The sequence below is a fragment of the Saccharopolyspora sp. NPDC002376 genome (assembly GCF_053593195.1).
Genome location: NZ_JBSFBZ010000025.1, coordinates 37,184 through 54,500, shown reverse-complemented (window position 1 = coordinate 54,500; position 17,317 = coordinate 37,184). Strand labels below are relative to the sequence as shown.

Genomic DNA, 17,317 nt, shown 5'->3' with positions numbered 1-17,317 from the left:
AGGGCGAAGCGGGAGGCATCCCGTGTGAGGTGCCAACCGCGGCAATCGGGGCAGCGGTAGAGGCGGAACAGAGGCGGCGGTGCGCCCGTGCGGCGGGCGACCTGTGCCCAGGTGTCCCGCGCGCCCATCGCGGCGTTTCGGTTGCGGAAGCGGACTTTCCCGCATGGGCTGGTCCGCTGGACGCGGGCGCTCATGCGGCACCGCCTTCCTGCGGGCAGGCGATCCACACGCGGTTGCGGGAAGCGCGGCGTTCCCGGCGGCAGCTGCGGTACTCCCCGGCTGGCACGATCACCCGCTGAGCGGCAGCCACACCGATCACCGACGGCAGCAGGTTCGGCCGATCATCGTCGGGTTCCCCGGCGGCCTGGCGGATGTCGTCGGCGGTGAACGGCGCGCGGGCGGCGACGAGCTCGGCGAGCGCGGTTTCTAGCCGGTGTCGGTAGTCGCGGTGGCCGGCGGTGGCCGCCGCGAGTGCGGCGGCCTGCCCCTCGTGCCGGTCGGCGTAGCCGAGTGCGAGCTGTCCGGCGGTCACGACGTACCCCTCAGCGCCTTGCGGATCGCCCGGAGGTCGCGCTCCGCGTCCAGTGCACGGCGGCGCCACTGGTCGCGGTCTGCGGTGAGCTTGTCGACCTCGGCCAATCGCGCGAGCAAGTCGCGAATCGGGTCGCCGGCGGCGGGCGCCGGCTTGCGGTCCCTGTGGATGTTCAGGTGAGGCCGGATGCTGCGCGGGTTCGGGTTCGTGTATTCGCAGTGCGCGCACCCGTAGACCGTGGATCCGTCGGCCAGCAGCAGCGTTCGCGTCTGCTGCCAGAAGATCGGCGCCCCGGACTTGTCGCGCATCGGGGCTTCCGTCGGCTCGTCGGCGACAACTTCCACGCCGTTCACGGTGCGTGGCTGGGTGGCGGTCACTGGTGGCCCCCGTCCTCGACGAGCTCGGCGTCGATCGCGTCGTCGGCCTCGGTGGTGTGGTCGGTGATGTCGAGCGGGTCGGGCTCGATGTCCGCGGCTGTGAGGCTCGGCCGGTCGGCGCGTTCGGCGATGCCCTGCACGATTCGCCGGTCTTCGGTGCTGGTCGGCACCCACTTCGACAGGCGGCGGGCGGCCGTTTTGAGCCACATCGCCTCTTCGTTGGTCTTCCACGGCGAGTACTGCGAGTCGGCTCCCTGCGCGGATTCCTTGGCGCGGGCGATGTGGTCGCGGCCGAGCACAACGACCTTCGACGTCGCCCCGTTGGTCATCTCCGCGTAGGCGTAGACGCCCTTGAGCGCGCCGCGGGTCTCGGCGGTGCCGAACCAATCGGCATCGTGGAACGGGCGTGCCTGCGGGCCGTTCCAGCGGGGCGGCACCTGGTCGTCGAGCGCGCCCGGCCGCCACACGAACACGTCGTGCTCGCGTACCACTTCGACCACGACCGAGGCGACCGCGCCGGAGCGGTACATCAGCTCGATCAGCCCTTGGTAGCCGGTGATGCCGAGGACTTCGGGAACGCCCTTGACCTTGCGCGGCGTCAAGTAGTACTGCTCGGTGCCTGGTTCCAGACCGAGGCGGGCGGCCTCCATCAACGCGACCATGAGCGAGTTCGGCGACCGGGTCGCGGCCTCCATCAGCTTCCGGTCCCGGCGCAACGTGCCTTGGGCGATGCGCACCCACGTGTCGGCGCGCATGTGGGAGGGCATCACCTGTGCCAGGTCGGCCCGGTAGGTGGCGATCATGCTGGTGGGGCCGTCGTTCTTCTTGGCGACGGCGGTGCCGATGGTCTGTGCGGTCATGCTGCGTGGGCCTCGATTCGGCTCGGGGTCTTGATCGGGGATGCGGTGACGCTGGGCAAAGCGCCCTTGCGGGCGGACTTGCGGATGGCGATCGACTCGCCGGCGCACACGGCGCGGCGGGCGTCGCCCATCAGGTCGGCCAGCACGGCGGCGGCCTGGCGCTTGGCGTCCTCGGCGGCCTTGTGTGCGGCGACGGCGGCGCGGTAGTTGTCGCGCTGCTCGGGGGTGATCTCGTGGTTGCGGTCGTCGATGTCCGGGTGCCACTCGCGGATCACCTGGTACGTCTCGCCGTGCTCGTCGATCGACGGGCGCTCGCCGTCGGCGATCGTGCGCATGAACTCGGCGCCCGCCTGGCGCAGGATCTCGACCTCGTCGGCGTTCCAGCTCACGACGTACTCGCGGAAGTCCACCCCGCCGATCAGCACAGCGACCCGGGCGCGGGACAGGCCGAGCACGTCGAGGTACCAAAGCACCTGGGCGCGGTAGTAGACCGGGATCTCGTCGGTGCCGGGCTCGCCCCAGCCGTCCGCCGCACGCGCGGTCTTGATCTCCAGGACTTCGCGCCCGTCTGGTCCGGTGACGATCCGGTCGGGGTTGGCGATCTGCCACGGCCGCGCCTTGCTCCGATACGTCCCGGCGCGACGTAGCCGCAACTCCGGGTGCGCGTCTGCGAACATCGCCGCGACGGCGGGCTCGAGGTAGCGCCCGGCGCGCATCTCGTCGTTCTCGGCCTGCGGAGCGGCCTCGCCCCGCTTGCGGTGCCACAACGAGAACCGCGACTCGAACGGGGACAGGCCGAGCACGGCGGCGATCTCGGACCCGCCGAGCCCGTCGGCACGAAGCGCGTGCCATTCCGGTGATCCGGTCGGGAAGGTGCCGAGATAGTCGGCGGATCGGAACCGGGTCATGCGGGGACACCTCCGGCGTACGAGACGCGAATGAGAGAGCCGACGAGCGCGTCGTCGAGCGCCCAACGGACCGGGTGACGGGCGCAGCCGAGGCACGACTCGGAAGCGCCGACCGACATCACGTCGGGGCGCGGCACCCACTCGACCGACACGCAGCACAAGGCACCGATCATCTGGCACCATTCGCACTGGCCAGCGGGCATTTCGTCGACAAGCTCGACCTTGATCTCGGAATGGTCGAGAGCCTGAGACAGGGCCTTGGGGTACGGTGTGGACACGAACGCCTCCGTGGTGGGGGGTGTTTCGGTTCTGTGGCCCCCGTTCGCGCCCCTGGCGCGGCGGGGGTCTTGCTTTTCGGGGGTCACGCGGCGGCCGAAAGTCCGCGCTGCGCGCGGATCTGGCGCTCGATCTCGTCGACCGACGGACCGCCGGCGTAGTGGGCGAGTTCGGCGGCCTGCCGTGGTGGGAGCGAGTCGCGGCGGGCGCGAGCTCGGGCGAGCGCGTTTCCTGCGGCGGCGATGCACTCGGCGCGCGTCATGCCGCGTCCCGCGTGGGGATGGCGGCGCGCTCGGGGGTGAACAGGTCCTCGAACTGGGCGCCGGTTTCGGCGAACGCGATCAGGATTCCGGCGATCACGGCCGGTCCGATGTTGCGGCGATCGCTGCGGTTTCCGTCGAGAACACGGTCTACTGTGGACTGATGGACGCCCATCGCCTTAGCGAGTGCGTAGTTGGTGTGGAGGCCGGCGCGGGTGCGGTATTCGCTGAGCCTGTCGACTCGGAGTCGGATCGTGGGAGTGCTTGCCATGACGCCTCTCGGTTGCCTGCGAGCAAGCTATCTGCTTGCCTGCGTGCAACCGTAGCAGTGAATTGCGACCAAGCAACCCAATGGCTTGCCGACAGGCAGCCTAGTTATCGATTCGTTATATTAAGCGACCGGGTGAACCGGACACATGGGGGTGCCATGCTTGCGGGCAGGCAAGTACGGTGCTGCGCGTGAGCAACAGAGAACGGCCCTGGTGGAATTGGGTTCAGGCGCGACTTGACGAAAACGGGATGACGACGTCCGACCTTGTGAAGGGGACGCCGTTCGATCACGCGCGCCTGAGTCGGTGGCGGGAGGGCGCGACAGCGTCGATCGATGCCGCCCGCGATGTGGCCGCATTCTTCGGCGTCGACATTCGCGAGGCGCTTGTCGGAGCCAGGCTCCTAACAGAAGAGGAAGCTTTCGGCCCCGAATACGAGTCACGCTCAGTGAGCAAGCCTCGGCGCCTGCAGGTGCGGGACCTCACCAACGAGGAACTCGCGGAGGAAGTCGCCCGCAGATTGTCACAGAAAGATTAAGAAGATGAGGGCAAGCGGCTCTAAAACTTAGCGTTACCTGCGTTGACGAGTTGTGATCAAAACGTCGCCTACTTACGAGTAATCAACTGAATGGCGCAGTGTGTTCGCCTGGATTCGTAGGCGCACATTTGTTCGACTGTGTACCCCTGGGGGAAGCCGACACCCAGTAGCAGGAGCAGAAATGACAGTGCGTAATCGGAATGCTGGCGGCGTGCAGCACAATCACACCTCCCTTACCTGCCTGCCTGGGTGTACCGGCGACCACGACCCAGACGACCCCGCGCAGCGCTGCGTCGTCAGGATCGCGGACGTAGCAACAGCGCGCACCGACACCGCACTCAGCGTGCAGGCCGAGAGGATAGTCGCAAGCGGGACCACAGAACGGCTCATCACCGTCGCGCGCATCGTCCGCGAGACCGGCGCGGAGCCGGTCGAGATGACTACGAATCAGGCGAGAGCCATCGGACTACTGCTCATCGAGGCGGCCAACGTCGCCGAACGGGCGAACTAACCAGGAGGTGATTACGTGGCGCAAACCGCGCGCACCCGCAAACTGCGAACGACGCCCGACGCCGTACTACGAGCGTTGATCTACGTTCGACAGTCCACTCACCGCGAAGAGTCCATTTCCCTTGAGATGCAAGAAACATCGTGCCGTGAGCACTGTGCACGGCACGGATACCACGTTGTCGAAGTGATCCCCGACCCCGGTATCTCCGGGCGGAAGTGGGACAAGCGGCCCGGCGTCCAAAAGGTGCTGGCAATGGCCAGCGAGGGCGGGGTCGACCGGGTGATCGTATGGCGATGGTCCCGACTCGCCCGACGCGGCCTGTATCAACACCTCGCCATCGACACGATCGAACGCACCGGCGCGATCGTCGAGTCGAGCACCGAACCATTCGACACGAAAACCGCGGGCGGGCAATTCGGCCGCGACGTCATGTTCGCCGCCGCGACGTTCGACTCGAACCAGAAAGGCGAGCAGTGGCGCGAGGCGCACGACCGCCGGCGGCGCCTCGGCTTACCCGCGACCGGCGGCCCGCGGTTCGGTTACATCCGCCACCACGGTGACGGCATCGTCGAGCACTACGCCGCCGACCCTGAGACCTCCGAAGCCCTGCGATGGATGTACGAGGCATACATCGCAGGGTGGGGGTTTCGAGCAATCGCGCGCGAGCTGAACGCGCGCGGCATCCCGAACACGCGCGGCGGGCGCCACTCAGAGGAAGGCGTGCGCGGCATTCTCGACAGCGGGTTCGCGGCCGGCCTGATCGTGCGCGACGAATACCGCAGCGACAAACAGGTCTCGATACCGATCACCGAACGCGTCTGGGACCAAGGCGCGCAAGAATTGGGCATCGGCCCTGAAATGTGGGAGCAATACCTCGAAAAGCGTCGAGTCCGTACACACATGGCGCCCGGCACGATCAACCCCAAGCACGTGCTATCCGGGTTGGTGCGCTGCGGCGACGAAGAATGTGGGCGCGGCCCGATGAACCGGCGCCGCATCGGCAAGCACTACACACTCACGTGCGTTAACCATTTGAAATATGGTGTCGGGCAACCGTGCAACGTGATGGAAAACCGCGTACTAGAGCACGTTTTCGACTACCTCGCCCTACTCGCCGACGATGTCGGGGAGGCGGCCGAGCAGGCGCGCGCGGTGCAGCGTGCACAGCTGCAGGTGCGGTCCGATGCCGAGACTGCTCGGCGCGAACTCGCGGCGATCGACAAGCAGCTCGCTGACCTCACGCTGCAGTTGGTTCGCGAGCGCATCCCAGAATCGGCGTACGACATAGCCCGTGACGACCTGCTCGCCGAGCGGGACGAAGCAGCCAGCCGGGTGGCGCTGGCAGAGAAAGCCGCGCAGCAGTCGACGGCGGGGGAGGAGTTGCCAGCGGTCGCCCGCGGCCTCCTCGGCGAGTGGAAAACCTTGCCCGTGCTTGACAGGCGGGAACTGCTCGCTAAGCTGATCGCGCGCGCGGAGATCATTCCTGGCGAAGAGAATTCCGCCGGGCGCGGCCGTAGGCGCGCAGCCATTCGTATCGTCCCAGCTTGGGAAGATACAGCGCTATCCCTTTGTGTTTAGGCTGCATCGACGAAGGTGGCGCTGTGCCAGAACGCGAAGTTCTCGTCGTCGCGGACCTGGTTGATCACGTGCGGCTTCTCCCGGTCGGAGATGTCGAACAGCACGCCGTCACCCATGCAGGCGCCGGCGGCCAAGTCCTTCTCCGGGAACGCGGTGATGTCGTGGCAACCGGTGGTCGCGCTCACGCCGTCCCCACCGGGGTTGCCGCCGTCCGGGAACAGCACCGGCGCGTCGACCAGCACCGGCTCGGCCGGGTTGTTCAGCGGCACCTTGATGATCGAGATCTTGTCGTGCGGCGGCTGGCAGCCCGGGAACTCCGCCCGCGGACCGTACGAGGAGATGTAGAGGTAGACGTCCTTGCCCGCCTTGTCCGGCACCAGGGTGTGGGTGTGCGAACCGCAGTCGGTGGCGATGGCGGAGACGTAGCGCGGCTCGGCCGGGTTGCTGACGTCGTAGATCCGCATGCCCTCCCAGCCGTTGGGATCGGCCGCGGTGGTCGACTCGCTGGTGCACGTGTCGTTCGTGCGCGGGTAGTCGACCGAGACGAACAGCAGGTTGCCCGAGATCGAGACGTCGCCCTGGCCGCCGGGGCAGGCCACCTGCGTGACGATCGACGGCTTCGTCGGGTTCTTGATGTTGTAGACGACGAATCCGTCGTAGTTGCCGACGTAGGCGTGGTCGCCCTTGAACGCGATGTCCGTGCCGTAGGCGTTCAGCTTGTTGAACGGTTCCTGCTTCGGCAGGTTCGCGACGTGCTTGATGTTGTCGCTCTTGAGGACGTCACCGGTCGGCGCGGCAACGGTGCGGGCCGCGGCCTGTTCCGGACCGTCGTGTGCCGGGGTCGCCGCTGACGCCGGTGCGAGGGCCAATCCGAGGGACAAAACGCCGAGTGCGGCGCCTAACGTGCGCCACCTGGGAGTACGTCTCAAAACCATCCACCCCTGCTGCTCGGGTCGGTCACCGCCCCCGGGAAGGGCGGTTGCAACCAGCGGCGTATCGAAATCACCGCCGGAGATCAGTATTGTTTTGCCCGGTTCGGGACCCAATACGCCACTTGGCTCCTTTTGCTGCTGGATCCCACCTGACGGACTCGTTTTGCGTGACGGCTGGGTTGAACGCCTTCGGTGCTTGAAGGTGGACGAGATCGAAGACAGGTACTGAGGAGGACTCGATGCGCCGGTTGACCGCCGCGTTGCTGATCGCGGTTGCTGGACTCGCCGGATGTTCGGCCGAGCAGCCGGAATCGCCGAAGGTGGTGCTGCCGGGAGCGCCGGGGGACCAGCCGCAGGTGGTGTCGAGCGTCGAGCCGGATGCAGATGTCCCGGTCGATGCCGAGGCGGACTACGTGCGCATGATGATCGCGCACCACGAGCAGGCACTGGAGATGACGGCGCTGGCGCCGGATCGTGCGCAGCACCCGAAGGTCCGGGCGTTAGCGGAGCGCATCGGTGGATCGCAGGGGCCGGAAATCGGCGGCATGCAGGGCTGGTTGGCCAGCCGCGGTCTCGACGAACAGCCCGGCAAGGACGAGCACAGCGGGCACGGCGAGCACAGCGGTCATGGTGACCACGGTCAGCAGACCGGTCACGACCACTCGACGATGCCGGGCATGGCAACACCGGAACAGCTTGTCCAGCTGAGCAATTCAACCGGAGCCGACTTCGACGGGCTCTTCCTGAAGCTGATGATCGCCCACCACGAGGGCGCCCTGACGATGGCCACGGACATCATGACCAAGGGTCGAGAAGAGCAGGTCCACGCAATGGCCCAAGACGTCCTGGTAACCCAGCAAGACGAGATCGCCACCATGCAGCGGCTGCAAAAGGAAGTCGGCTGACCGGTCGGCCCGGCTGCCGGATCACCGCTCGGCAACCAGCCGCGAGGTGTATCCGGCGGCGACGAGCAGTTCGTAAGCCGCCTTGACGTCGTCGGGAACGTGCTGCTCGACGGCGAACCCCGCTTCGGCGTAAACCGTGATGCGCTGAGTGTCGCCGACGAGCATGTTGAGCACGTGCTCGGCGTCGCCGATGCTTTCGACGTGCTCGTCGAGGCTCTCCTGCCGGGCGGAGCAAAAGAACTCGACCTCGGGCCAGATCTTCTTGGCCGTCGCGTACGCCCGCCGCTGCTGGTACGGCCGTGCGACCAGAAGCATCGACCGAACCGGAATTCCTTGCTGTTCAAGGAGATTCCGGGTGAGCCTGATGTTGTCCCCGGTGTTCCGAGCCTCGGTCTCCACCAGGACCGCTGTTTCAGGGACGCCCTCGCCGAGCGCTATCTCGCGGAAGTGAACGGCCTCGCCTCGCGGGAACCGTCCCACCGTCGTCGGAGCATTGGCACCGCTGAAGACGATGCGCGGGAACAGGCCCCGGTGGTACAGCTCGGCCGTGTAGACCGCCACGCCGGGATCGTGACTACCGAGCCCCAGCGCGATGTCGACCGGCCGCAGCTCGTGGTCCAAGCGGTGGTAGTCCCAGAGCACCTGCGCAGCACCGTGCAGCTGCTCTGGAATCCTCGTGACGGCCATGGAGATCACCCCTCGCGATCAGTCGGAGGCTATCGAAGACCTCAGGCCTTCAGAGCGGCTCGGACGATGGCGAGGGCTTCGTCTGCTGGGATGCCCAGGGCGTGGGTGATCTGGGCGTAGGTGGCCGCTGCTTCGGCGGCTCGGGCCGCTGACTGGTCGCCAGCGTCGGAAACGAAAGTTCCTGCGCGGCCGCGTGTTTCGATCAGCCCCGCCTGCTCCAGCTCGCGGTAGGCCTTGGCTGCCGTGTTGGCCGCGATGCCCAGGTCTGCGGCGAGGGCGCGGACGGTCGGGAGCTTGGTGCCCACCGCCAGCTCGCCGCTGCGGATCTGTTCGGCGATGGTCGACCGCACCTGCTCGAAGGGCGGCACGTCGGAGTTGGCGTCAACGCTGATCCGCATGGTCCATCGCTTCCGGTTCGAGGTCAGTGCGGCCCCAGTATCCGCCCCGGTCCCGAGTGGACTCCAGTGGGGATCACGCCCGCTCGTACGGGTAGATCGACACGCCCTTGGCGCACACGCTGCCACCGGTCCACGGGGTTTCCTTGGCGTCGGAGGTGTTCGGCGGGTACACGGCGACTCTTCGGCTCGAGGCAGGGCGAGGACTCCGGGCTCGACGACCAGCCCAGCGGTGCGGTGAACCGCTCGCCGGGCTTGATCTCCAGCAGCTCCTGCGCCGAACCGTTCTGGCCGGTGGGATGCGGCGGCGGAGAACTCATGCGCGCCAAGAACGCGCCGAGGGGAGATCGGGCACGATGGGGAAAACCCTGCTCAGGCCGGTGATCCGGAAGATCTTGAGCAGCCGCTCCGCAACGCACACCAGAACCAGGTCACCGTTGATGGCGCGCATCCGTTTCATGCCACCGACCAGCACGCCGAGTGCGGTGCTGTCCATGAAGTCGACTTGGGTGAGGTCCACGATCAAACGGGCAGCACCGTCGTTCACCGCGTCGGTCAACCGTTCCCGCAGCGCTGGCGAGGTGTAGACGTCGACTTCACCGCTGACGGTGACCAGCGTGACGTCGTCGGGCAGCCGTGTGCTGGTCACGCCGAAGTCCATGTCGGCCACACTATCGGCCGAACCCAGCCTCTCGTGACGATTCGACGCTGTGCCCGCACGGTCGATGGCATGCTTTCGTCATGATCGGTTCGTGGTGGAAGTGGCCGGGGCGGGAAACTCAGGCGGTCCGGCGCGTTTCCGTGATGCCGGCCCGGTCGATCTGGATCGGGGCGCTGGTGCTGCTGGTGGTGGCGGCGGTCTCGATGTGGGTGCTGCTCGCCCTGTTCGGGGCCGGAAGCCCGCAGGACAAGGTCCGCCTGGAGATCATCAAGCTGGCTGGCGGCATCGTGGTCGGCACCGGCGGCGCGGCTGCGCTGCTGCTCGCCGCACGGCGACAACGCGCCACCGAACTGCAGCTGGCCCAGAACGAGCGGGATCTCGCCCACAAGGAGCGAACCGCTGATGATGCCCGCCACGATGCCGCGGAAAGGCGGATCACCGAGCTCTACTCCTCCGCCGCGGAGCAACTGGGATCGGACAAGGCCCCGGTACGCCTGGCGGCGCTCCACGCCCTCGAACGGCTCGCCCAGGACAATCCCGGCCACCGGCAGACGGTCGTGGACCTCTTGTGCGCCTACCTGCGCATGCCCTTCGCTTCTCCTGACGAGATCGGTGCGATCCAGCAGGACGAGCGACGTCAGGAAGTCCAGGTGCGGCTCACCGCGCAGCGGCTGCTCACCGCTCATCTCCGTCCCGAAGCGGACGATCCGAAGTTCTGGGCCGACATGGATCTCGACCTCACCCGAGCCACGCTCATCGAGTGGGACATGGCGGGCTGCCGCGTCCGCAACACGTTGTTCGACGGGACGGTGTTCAGCGGTGAAGCTCATTTCCAGCAGGTGGGCTTCCGCGGCCCGGCTTCGTTCCGCGAGGCCCTGTTCGAGGACGCGGCTTCGTTCTGGGGAGCACGGTTCCACGACGTGGCCCGGTTCGATGAGGCGCTTTTCCGCGGTGTGATCTCCTTCCGCAAGGCGGAGTTCGACGGTGCGATTTCCTTCTACGAAGCCGAGTTCCACGCCGCGGCTTCCTTCGCCGAAGGAAAGTTTCGTGGTACGTGTGCCTTCCGGCAGGTGGGGTTCGGAGACACGGTTTCGTTCCGGGAAGCGGAATTCCACGACGCGGCCTCGTTCGCTGCGGCGGAGTTTCGCGATGAGGCTTCTTTCGGGGGAACGAAGTTCCACGACTCCACCTCGTTCGGCGAAGCACGGTTCCAGGACACGGCCTCGTTCCGCGAGGCGGAGTTCCACGGTGCGGCGTGGTTCGACCAGGCCCAGCTGGGAGAGCCGGATTTCTCCGACGCCTGGATCCTCGCGGCTGACTGGGCGACCGCTCAGGACTGGCCGCGGAGCTTACCGGGGTGGCGGCTCGCCGCAGCTGACGGCGAAGTGCCGGATGAGCAGCAGCGCCGCTGGCGACGATTCGAACCGGCCACCGACTAGGCACTGCTCCGGAACGCGTCCAGCAGGCGCTCGGCGGCGAGGCCAGCGGTCAGTTCCCCTGCCCGCACCTGAGATTCCACGTCACCGAGGATGTCGCGGACACCCGGGTGGTGGGTCAGCTCCGACAGGAGCTGGTCGCGCACCAGCGCCCAGGTCCACTCGACCTGCTGGCGGCTGCGCTTGTCCGCGAACTCGCCGGTCTCGGTCAGCGCCTCCCGGTGCTGCTCGACCTGCTCCCACAGCGAATCCAGACCGAGGCCCTGCAGGCCGCTGCAGGTCAGAACCGGCGGCGTCCAGCTGGCGCTGATCGGGGTGAGCAGGCGCAGAGCGCTGCGGAGTTCGCGGGCGGCCTTGCGGGCTTCGGCAGCGTGATCGCCGTCGGCCTTGTTGACCGCGATGATGTCGGCCAGCTCCAGGACGCCCTTCTTGATGCCCTGCAGCTGGTCACCGGTGCGCGCCAGGGACAGCAGCAGGAAGCAGTCCACCATGCCCGCGACGGTCACCTCGGACTGGCCGACACCGACGGTTTCCACCAGCACCACGTCGAAACCGGCGGCCTCCATCAGCACGATGGTCTCCCGCGTCGCGCGCGCGACACCGCCGAGCGTGCCCGCCGACGGTGAGGGCCGCACGAACGCGGCCGGGTCGCTGGCCAGCTTCCCCATCCGCGTCTTGTCGCCGAGGATGCTGCCGCCGCTGCGGGTCGACGACGGGTCGACGGCCAGCACCGCGACCCGGTGCCCGTTGCCGGTCAGCATCGAGCCGAGCGATTCGATGAACGTGGACTTGCCCACGCCGGGCACGCCGGTGATGCCGACCCGGTGCGCGCCGCCGCTGTGCGGCAGCAGCTCGACCAGCAGTTCCTGGGCCAGCGCGCGGTGGTCGGCGCGGGTGGATTCCACCAGCGTGATCGCCTGCGCCAGCTTGGTGCGGGACCCGGCGAGCACGCCCTTGGCGTAGTCCTGGACGTCGATCTTGCGCGGCATGATCAGTGGCCGAGTCGGGTGCGGAGTTCGTCGAGCAGGCCCAGCGCGGCCTCGGCGATGACGGTGCCCGGCGGGAAGATCGCCGAGGCGCCGGCCTGCCGCAGCGCGTCGAAGTCGGCCGGGGGGATGACCCCGCCGACGACGATCATGATGTCCTCCCGGTCGATCGCGGCCAGCTCGTCGCGCAGCGCGGGCACCAGCGTGAGGTGCCCAGCGGCGAGGCTGGAGACGCCGACGACGTGCACGTCGGCTTCGGCTGCCTGGCGGGCCACCTCGGCCGGGGTCTGGAACAGCGGGCCCACGTCCACGTCGAAGCCGAGGTCGGCGAAGGCGGTGGCGATCACCTTCTGGCCGCGGTCGTGGCCGTCCTGGCCCATCTTGGCGACCAGGATGCGCGGGCGGCGGCCTTCGGCCTCGGCGAAGTCCTCGACCTGCTGACGCGCGGTCTCCAGCTGCTCCGACGGCCCCGATTCGTCCCGGTACACGCCGGTGATCGTACGGATCTGCCCGGAGTGGCGGCCGAACACCTTCTCCAGCGCGTCGGAGATCTCGCCGACGGTCGCCTTCGCCCGCGCCGCGTCCACGGCCAGCGAAAGCAGGTTGTGCGCCAGGTCGTTCGGGCGGTCATCGGACATCGACGCCTCGGCCGCCGCGGTCAACCGCCGCAGCGCGTCCTCGCACGCCTCGCTGTCGCGTTCTTCCCGCAGCCGCCGCAGTTTCTCCAGCTGCTGGGCGCGGACTCCGGCGTTGTCCACCTTGAGCACGTCGATCTGCTCGTCGCCGTCGTAGCGGTACTTGTTGACGCCGATCAGCGGCTGGCGGCCGGAGTCGATGCGGGCCTGGGTGCGGGCGGCGGCTTCCTCGATGCGCAGCTTCGGGATGCCCGCGTCGATGGCCTGGGCCATGCCGCCGGCGTCCTCGACCTCGGTGATGTGCGCCCAGGCGCGTTCGGCGAGGTCCTGGGTGAGCCGTTCCAGGTAGTAGCTGCCGCCCCACGGGTCGATCACCCGCGTGGTGCCGGATTCCTGCTGAAGCACCAACTGCGTGTTGCGGGCGATGCGCGCGGAGAAGTCGGTAGGCAGCGCCAGCGCCTCGTCGAGCGCGTTGGTGTGCAGCGACTGGGTGTGTCCCTGGGTGGCGGCCATCGCCTCGACGCAGGTGCGCACCACGTTGTTGTAGACGTCCTGGGCGGTCAGCGACCAGCCGGAGGTCTGCGAATGGGTGCGCAACGACAGCGATTTCGGGTTCTGCGGGTCGAACTGCTTGACCAGCTTCGCCCACAGCAACCGCGCCGCGCGCAGCTTGGCGACCTCCATCGCGAAGTTCATCCCGATGCCCCAGAAGAACGACAGCCGGGGCGCGAAGGCGTCGGTGTCCAGCCCGGCCTGCCGTCCGGCGCGCAGGTACTCGACACCGTCCGCGAGGGTGTAGGCCAACTCCAGGTCGGCGGTCGCTCCGGCCTCCTGGATGTGGTAGCCGGAGATCGAGATGGAGTTGAACTTCGGCATCCGCTGCGAGGTGTAGGCGAAGATGTCGGAGATGATCCGCATCGACGGCTGCGGCGGGTAGATGTAGGTGTTGCGGACCATGAACTCCTTGAGGATGTCGTTCTGGATGGTCCCGGCCAGCTTCTCCGGCGCGACGCCCTGCTCCTCGGCGGCGACGATGTAGAGCGCCATCACCGGCAGCACCGCGCCGTTCATGGTCATCGACACGCTCATCCGGTCCAGCGGGATGCCGTCGAAGAGCTGCCGCATGTCGTAGATCGAGTCGATGGCCACCCCGGCCATGCCGACGTCACCGGCTACGCGCGGGTGGTCGGAGTCGTAGCCGCGGTGGGTGGCCAGGTCGAAGGCCACCGACAGGCCCTTCTGCCCGGCGGCGAGGTTGCGGCGGTAGAAGGCGTTGGACTCCTCGGCGGTGGAGAACCCGGCGTATTGCCGGACGGTCCACGGCTGGTTGACGTACATCGTCGGGTACGGGCCGCGCAGGAACGGCGCCAGACCGGGGTAGGTGTTCAGGAAGTCCAGGCCCTCGGTGTCGGTCGAGGTGTAGAGCGGTTTGACGCCGATGCCCTCGGGCGCTTCCCACACCAGCGCGTCGGATTCCTTGCCGGTGGCGGCGAGTACTTCGGCCTGCCAGCGCTCTGTCTCACGTTGGGGGGAGTCTGCGGGCTGCGGGCTGTCCAGCGGGATGCCGGCGAAGTTCGGGATCTGCGTCATCGTCGGACTCCCTCATCGGACAGGACTGGCAACTTGTCGTGGACGTCGGTGAGGACGGCCAGCGCATCGCACCCGGCGAAGACGAACCCGTCCACCCCGGCCAGGTCGCTGGGCTTGCCGGCCAGCAGCACGTGCTCGGCCCCGGCCCGCTTCAGCGCTTCAGCTGTTTCCGCCGCGCGCTCGGCGTAAACCTTGTCGTTGGAGCACAAGCACACCACTGCAGCGCCGTTGTAGGCCTTGACGATGTCCTCAGTGGACTCGGTGGGGCCTGCTTCGGTGCATTCGATGCCGCCTGCGGCGAAGAGATTCCGCGTGAACGAGGCGCGCGCGTTGTAAGCCGCCAACGGGCCGAGCGTCGCGAGGAACACTGTTGGCCTGGTGGGCTGTACGTCCGCAGCGTCGCGCAGGCGCTCGAAGTCCTCGGCGTAGCGGTGGGTGGGTAGGCCGCCTGTGGGCTGTTCGGGAGCGGGCTCGCGCTCCAACGATGGCTCGTCCAGGTTCGGGAACTCGCTGACGCCGGTGATCGCGTCCTGGCGGTGCGCGATCGCGGTGCGGCGCTGCTCCCAGGTGGCGGCCAGCTCGTCGCCGATCAGGCCGGACTCCAGCGCGTCGGGCAACCCGCCGGCGGCCTCGATCCGCTGGAACCAGGCCCAGGCCGACTTCGCCAGCTCATCGGTCAGCGACTCGACGTAGTACGAGCCGCCGGCCGGGTCGATCACCTGCGCGAGGTGCGATTCCTCCAGCAGCAGCGACTGGGTGTTGCGCGCGATGCGTCGGGCGAAGTCGTCCGGCAGGCCGATCGCGGCGTCGAACGGCAACGTGGTCACCGCCTGCGCACCGCCGATCCCGGCGGCGAAGGAGGCGATCGTGGTGCGCAGCATGTTCACCCACGGGTCGCGGCGGGTGAGCATGGCTTCGGACGTCACCGCGTGCTGCGCCTGGCCCCGCGCGTGCTCGGACGCGCCGCTGGAGCGGGTCACCTGCTCCCACAGGCGCCGCGCGGCGCGCAGCTTGGCGATGGTGAGGAACTGGTCGGCAGTGGCGGCGTAGCGGAACTCCAGCAGCCCGGCCGCGGTGTCGACGTCCAGCCCGGCTTCGGTCAGCCACCGCAGGTAAGTGGTCGCGGCGGCCAGCGAGCAGCCGAGCTCTTGCGCGTCCGAGCCGCCTGCTTCGTGGTACGGCAGACCGTCCACGACCAGTGCCTTGAGCTCCGGGAACGCCGTGCAGCGCTCGGCGAGCGCGACTGCGGCCTTTCGGTCACCGGGCTCGCCGGTCCTGGCCTGCCAGCCCAGCGGGTCGGCTCCGAGGTTGCCGCGCAGTGCGCTGCCGCGCACGCCCTGCTCGTCGGCGAGTGCGAGGAAGGCGTCAGCGGCGGCTGCGAAGTCCGCGCCGGCGTCCAGCGTCACGCCGATCATGTCCAGGTGGACGCCTTCCAGCGCGTCCGCGAGATCGTCGATGGCCAGACCGCTGCGGCCCAGCCGCAGCCACAGCGAGGACACGCCGTTGTAGAGGTCCGCCAAGACCTCGCGGTTGGTCTCGGCCGCGTCCGGGTGCTCGTGGCGCTGCCGCACGTCCCAGCCCTCGGCGACGCTGCCCTGCGCGCGGTTGCCCCGGACGAACGGCGTCAGCCCCGGCATGCCCTGCTCGCCCGGGGAACCGGTGTAGAGCGGGTGCACGGTGATGCCGTCGTAAGTGGTGGTGGCCAGCACGTCCTCGACCGGCCCGGTCGTGTTCTCGTCGACCAGGCCCGAGCGATGCAAGACCTTCTGCACCTGGGCTTGCCACTGCTCGTGGGTCGGTTCCGGGAATTCGGCAGCCAAGGCCAACTCCGGCCCGACGCTGCTCGACTTCGAGTGCGCCACCATGGGAACTGATGGTAGGCCGGTGTCCGGAAATCGAACCCGATCAGACCTGTGACACGCATCGCAAGCCCTGAGCGGCCCACCCCAGTTGTGGGGTCCAGCCCTGCCGGGCCCCCATTTTTGGCGACCGCCGACAATTGCGCTTCCGGGTTCGCGCGGCGGTGGTGATCGACGACTGCCGTCGGCCCGGTACGTTCGAGTGCGGGGGACAACGCCGTGAGCTGCGGCGACCGGGGTTGGGAGTGGAGATGCGGCTCGTTCTGCTGGTCATGGCGGTCGTCGGTGTTATCGGGCTCAGCGGTTGCAGTGGCTCTGGGGAGAGCGAACCGTCGGCGGAGGAGGTCTTGGCGTTCACCGGGCTGGTCGTCCCGCCGGGTTCGGAAGTGGTCGCCTTCGACGCCGAGCACGGCATCGACTCCCGCTACCGCCTCGCGGTCGCCGTCGACCCCGGCGCGGTGGACCGCCTGCTCGCGGATTCGCAGTTCAACGTCCCGCTGGAACAGGGCCGAGCAGCAACCCAGGACCCGCTGCCGCAGACCTCGATCGGCACCGACCTCGCCTCGGCCACCGACGAACTGCCAGCCGGACCCGGCCGACCGAACGAAGCGCACCGCGAGCTCCTCCTGGACCGCTCGAACCCGGACCGCCCCGTCGTTCACGTCTGGGCCTTCACAACTTGACAGCATTGCTGCGCGGGTTCTGCTCAGGTCACGGTTCGCGGCCGCAGAGGTGATAGACCCAGCCGGACTCGGGGGAGTAGTGGAGCTCGTAGTGGGTCTCGATCTTGGGGCCGTCGTGCAGGTGGATGTGCCGCAGCAGCCGACCCGCGACGGCTTCCGAATCCCGGAGATCCTGCATCCGTCCATCCAGCGGCCCGCCGATGAACCGCACGTTCCGGCTCGACATGGCACCCCTCCTCCCGCGCTGCTTCCCCTTCCGCCTCAATCGTCCCCGATGCCGACCCCCCAGCACCAGCGCGCGAACCGGTGGGTCGACCGACTCAACCACCGCCCCCGCTCCGCCGTCCGGGCCCCGGAGGTCCGCGATTTCAATGGAAATCAGACGTCTGATTTCCATTGAAATCGCGGAAGTTCTCCACAGCGCGGGCCACTTGTCCAC

21 protein-coding genes are annotated in these 17,317 nt (G+C 68.2%); 6 read left to right on the top strand and 15 right to left on the bottom strand.

Annotated elements, in window-relative coordinates; genetic code table 11:
• Nucleotides 1-190: 190 nt before the first annotated feature.
• The 7 genes from ACWCO2_RS18265 to ACWCO2_RS18235 all read right to left on the bottom strand — a co-directional run bounded on the left by ACWCO2_RS18265 (nt 191) and on the right by ACWCO2_RS18235 (nt 3,484).
• Nucleotides 191-532 (bottom strand): hypothetical protein, encoded by a 342-nt coding sequence (locus ACWCO2_RS18265; RefSeq protein WP_450128908.1) that lies wholly within the window; start codon nt 530-532, stop codon nt 191-193.
• The gene (locus ACWCO2_RS18260) at nt 529-876 is read right to left on the bottom strand and encodes a hypothetical protein (protein WP_450128907.1); all 348 of its coding nucleotides are present in this window, start codon (nt 874-876) and stop codon (nt 529-531) included. The genes ACWCO2_RS18265 and ACWCO2_RS18260 overlap by 4 nt, the downstream gene beginning before the upstream one ends.
• 29 nt (nt 877-905) lie before the next feature.
• On the bottom strand, nt 906-1,769 hold the full coding sequence (locus ACWCO2_RS18255) for a recombinase RecT (RefSeq protein ID WP_450128906.1): 864 nt from the start codon (nt 1,767-1,769) through the stop codon (nt 906-908).
• Complete coding sequence (locus ACWCO2_RS18250; RefSeq protein WP_450128905.1) at nt 1,766-2,677, bottom strand: YqaJ viral recombinase family nuclease; 912 nt, start codon at nt 2,675-2,677, stop codon at nt 1,766-1,768. Before ACWCO2_RS18250 ends, ACWCO2_RS18255 begins: the two co-directional genes overlap by 4 nt.
• Complete coding sequence (locus ACWCO2_RS18245; RefSeq protein WP_450128904.1) at nt 2,674-2,955, bottom strand: hypothetical protein; 282 nt, start codon at nt 2,953-2,955, stop codon at nt 2,674-2,676. The genes ACWCO2_RS18250 and ACWCO2_RS18245 overlap by 4 nt, the downstream gene beginning before the upstream one ends.
• 83 nt (nt 2,956-3,038) lie before the next feature.
• Nucleotides 3,039-3,215: a hypothetical protein gene (locus tag ACWCO2_RS18240; RefSeq protein ID WP_450128903.1), complete on the bottom strand. Its 177-nt coding sequence runs from the start codon at nt 3,213-3,215 to the stop codon at nt 3,039-3,041.
• Nucleotides 3,212-3,484: a transcriptional regulator gene (locus ACWCO2_RS18235; protein WP_450128902.1), complete on the bottom strand. Its 273-nt coding sequence runs from the start codon at nt 3,482-3,484 to the stop codon at nt 3,212-3,214. The genes ACWCO2_RS18240 and ACWCO2_RS18235 overlap by 4 nt, the downstream gene beginning before the upstream one ends.
• 188 nt (nt 3,485-3,672) lie before the next feature.
• On the opposite strand from ACWCO2_RS18235, the gene ACWCO2_RS18230 reads away from it, so the two are divergent.
• The 3 genes from ACWCO2_RS18230 to ACWCO2_RS18220 all read left to right on the top strand — a co-directional run bounded on the left by ACWCO2_RS18230 (nt 3,673) and on the right by ACWCO2_RS18220 (nt 6,109).
• Entirely contained in the window at nt 3,673-4,020 is a 348-nt protein-coding gene (locus tag ACWCO2_RS18230) for a hypothetical protein (RefSeq protein ID WP_450128901.1), read from the top strand.
• Between the two features lie 181 nt (nt 4,021-4,201).
• Nucleotides 4,202-4,531, top strand: a complete 330-nt coding sequence (locus ACWCO2_RS18225) for a hypothetical protein (RefSeq protein WP_450128900.1) — start codon at nt 4,202-4,204, stop codon at nt 4,529-4,531.
• A 15-nt stretch (nt 4,532-4,546) separates the two neighbouring features.
• On the top strand, nt 4,547-6,109 hold the full coding sequence (locus ACWCO2_RS18220) for a recombinase family protein (protein WP_450128899.1): 1,563 nt from the start codon (nt 4,547-4,549) through the stop codon (nt 6,107-6,109).
• Here the strand turns inward: ACWCO2_RS18220 and ACWCO2_RS18215 are convergent.
• A complete protein-coding gene (locus ACWCO2_RS18215) occupies nt 6,106-6,990 on the bottom strand; it encodes an LVIVD repeat-containing protein (RefSeq protein WP_450128898.1) in 885 nt (294 codons plus the stop codon). The two genes, ACWCO2_RS18220 and ACWCO2_RS18215, sit on opposite strands and share 4 nt — an antisense overlap.
• Before the next feature lie 290 nt (nt 6,991-7,280).
• Between ACWCO2_RS18215 and ACWCO2_RS18210 the strand changes: the two genes are divergently transcribed.
• Complete coding sequence (locus ACWCO2_RS18210; RefSeq protein ID WP_450128897.1) at nt 7,281-7,946, top strand: DUF305 domain-containing protein; 666 nt, start codon at nt 7,281-7,283, stop codon at nt 7,944-7,946.
• 21 nt (nt 7,947-7,967) lie between these two features.
• Here ACWCO2_RS18210 and ACWCO2_RS18205 read toward each other — a convergent pair whose 3' ends face one another.
• The 3 genes from ACWCO2_RS18205 to ACWCO2_RS18195 form a co-directional block, all read right to left on the bottom strand.
• The gene (locus ACWCO2_RS18205) at nt 7,968-8,633 is read right to left on the bottom strand and encodes a YdcF family protein (protein ID WP_450128896.1); all 666 of its coding nucleotides are present in this window, start codon (nt 8,631-8,633) and stop codon (nt 7,968-7,970) included.
• 41 nt (nt 8,634-8,674) lie between these two features.
• Entirely contained in the window at nt 8,675-9,031 is a 357-nt protein-coding gene (locus ACWCO2_RS18200; RefSeq protein WP_450128895.1) for a GntR family transcriptional regulator, read from the bottom strand.
• Between the two features lie 313 nt (nt 9,032-9,344).
• On the bottom strand, nt 9,345-9,677 hold the full coding sequence (locus tag ACWCO2_RS18195) for an STAS domain-containing protein (protein WP_450128894.1): 333 nt from the start codon (nt 9,675-9,677) through the stop codon (nt 9,345-9,347).
• 92 nt (nt 9,678-9,769) lie between these two features.
• Here ACWCO2_RS18195 and ACWCO2_RS18190 point away from each other — a divergent pair, with 92 nt between their 5' ends.
• Nucleotides 9,770-11,128 (top strand): pentapeptide repeat-containing protein, encoded by a 1,359-nt coding sequence (locus ACWCO2_RS18190; RefSeq protein ID WP_450128893.1) that lies wholly within the window; start codon nt 9,770-9,772, stop codon nt 11,126-11,128.
• Here ACWCO2_RS18190 and meaB read toward each other — a convergent pair.
• The 3 genes from meaB to ACWCO2_RS18175 are packed head-to-tail and all read right to left on the bottom strand — an operon-like array spanning nt 11,125 to nt 16,201.
• Nucleotides 11,125-12,114 (bottom strand): methylmalonyl Co-A mutase-associated GTPase MeaB, encoded by a 990-nt coding sequence (gene meaB / locus ACWCO2_RS18185; protein WP_450128892.1) that lies wholly within the window; start codon nt 12,112-12,114, stop codon nt 11,125-11,127. The two genes, ACWCO2_RS18190 and meaB, sit on opposite strands and share 4 nt — an antisense overlap.
• 2 nt (nt 12,115-12,116) lie before the next feature.
• Nucleotides 12,117-14,336 (bottom strand): methylmalonyl-CoA mutase, encoded by a 2,220-nt coding sequence (scpA, locus tag ACWCO2_RS18180; protein ID WP_450128891.1) that lies wholly within the window; start codon nt 14,334-14,336, stop codon nt 12,117-12,119.
• Nucleotides 14,333-16,201 carry a methylmalonyl-CoA mutase family protein gene (locus ACWCO2_RS18175; protein ID WP_450128890.1) on the bottom strand — a complete coding sequence of 623 codons (1,869 nt, stop codon included), beginning with the start codon at nt 16,199-16,201 and terminating at the stop codon, nt 14,333-14,335. Before ACWCO2_RS18175 ends, scpA begins: the two co-directional genes overlap by 4 nt.
• 245 nt (nt 16,202-16,446) lie before the next feature.
• Here ACWCO2_RS18175 and ACWCO2_RS18170 point away from each other — a divergent pair, with 245 nt between their 5' ends.
• Nucleotides 16,447-16,878: a hypothetical protein gene (locus ACWCO2_RS18170; protein WP_450128889.1), complete on the top strand. Its 432-nt coding sequence runs from the start codon at nt 16,447-16,449 to the stop codon at nt 16,876-16,878.
• A 28-nt stretch (nt 16,879-16,906) separates the two neighbouring features.
• Here the strand turns inward: ACWCO2_RS18170 and ACWCO2_RS18165 are convergent, their stop codons facing one another.
• Nucleotides 16,907-17,104: a hypothetical protein gene (locus ACWCO2_RS18165; RefSeq protein WP_450128888.1), complete on the bottom strand. Its 198-nt coding sequence runs from the start codon at nt 17,102-17,104 to the stop codon at nt 16,907-16,909.
• Between the last annotated feature and the right edge of the window lie 213 nt (nt 17,105-17,317).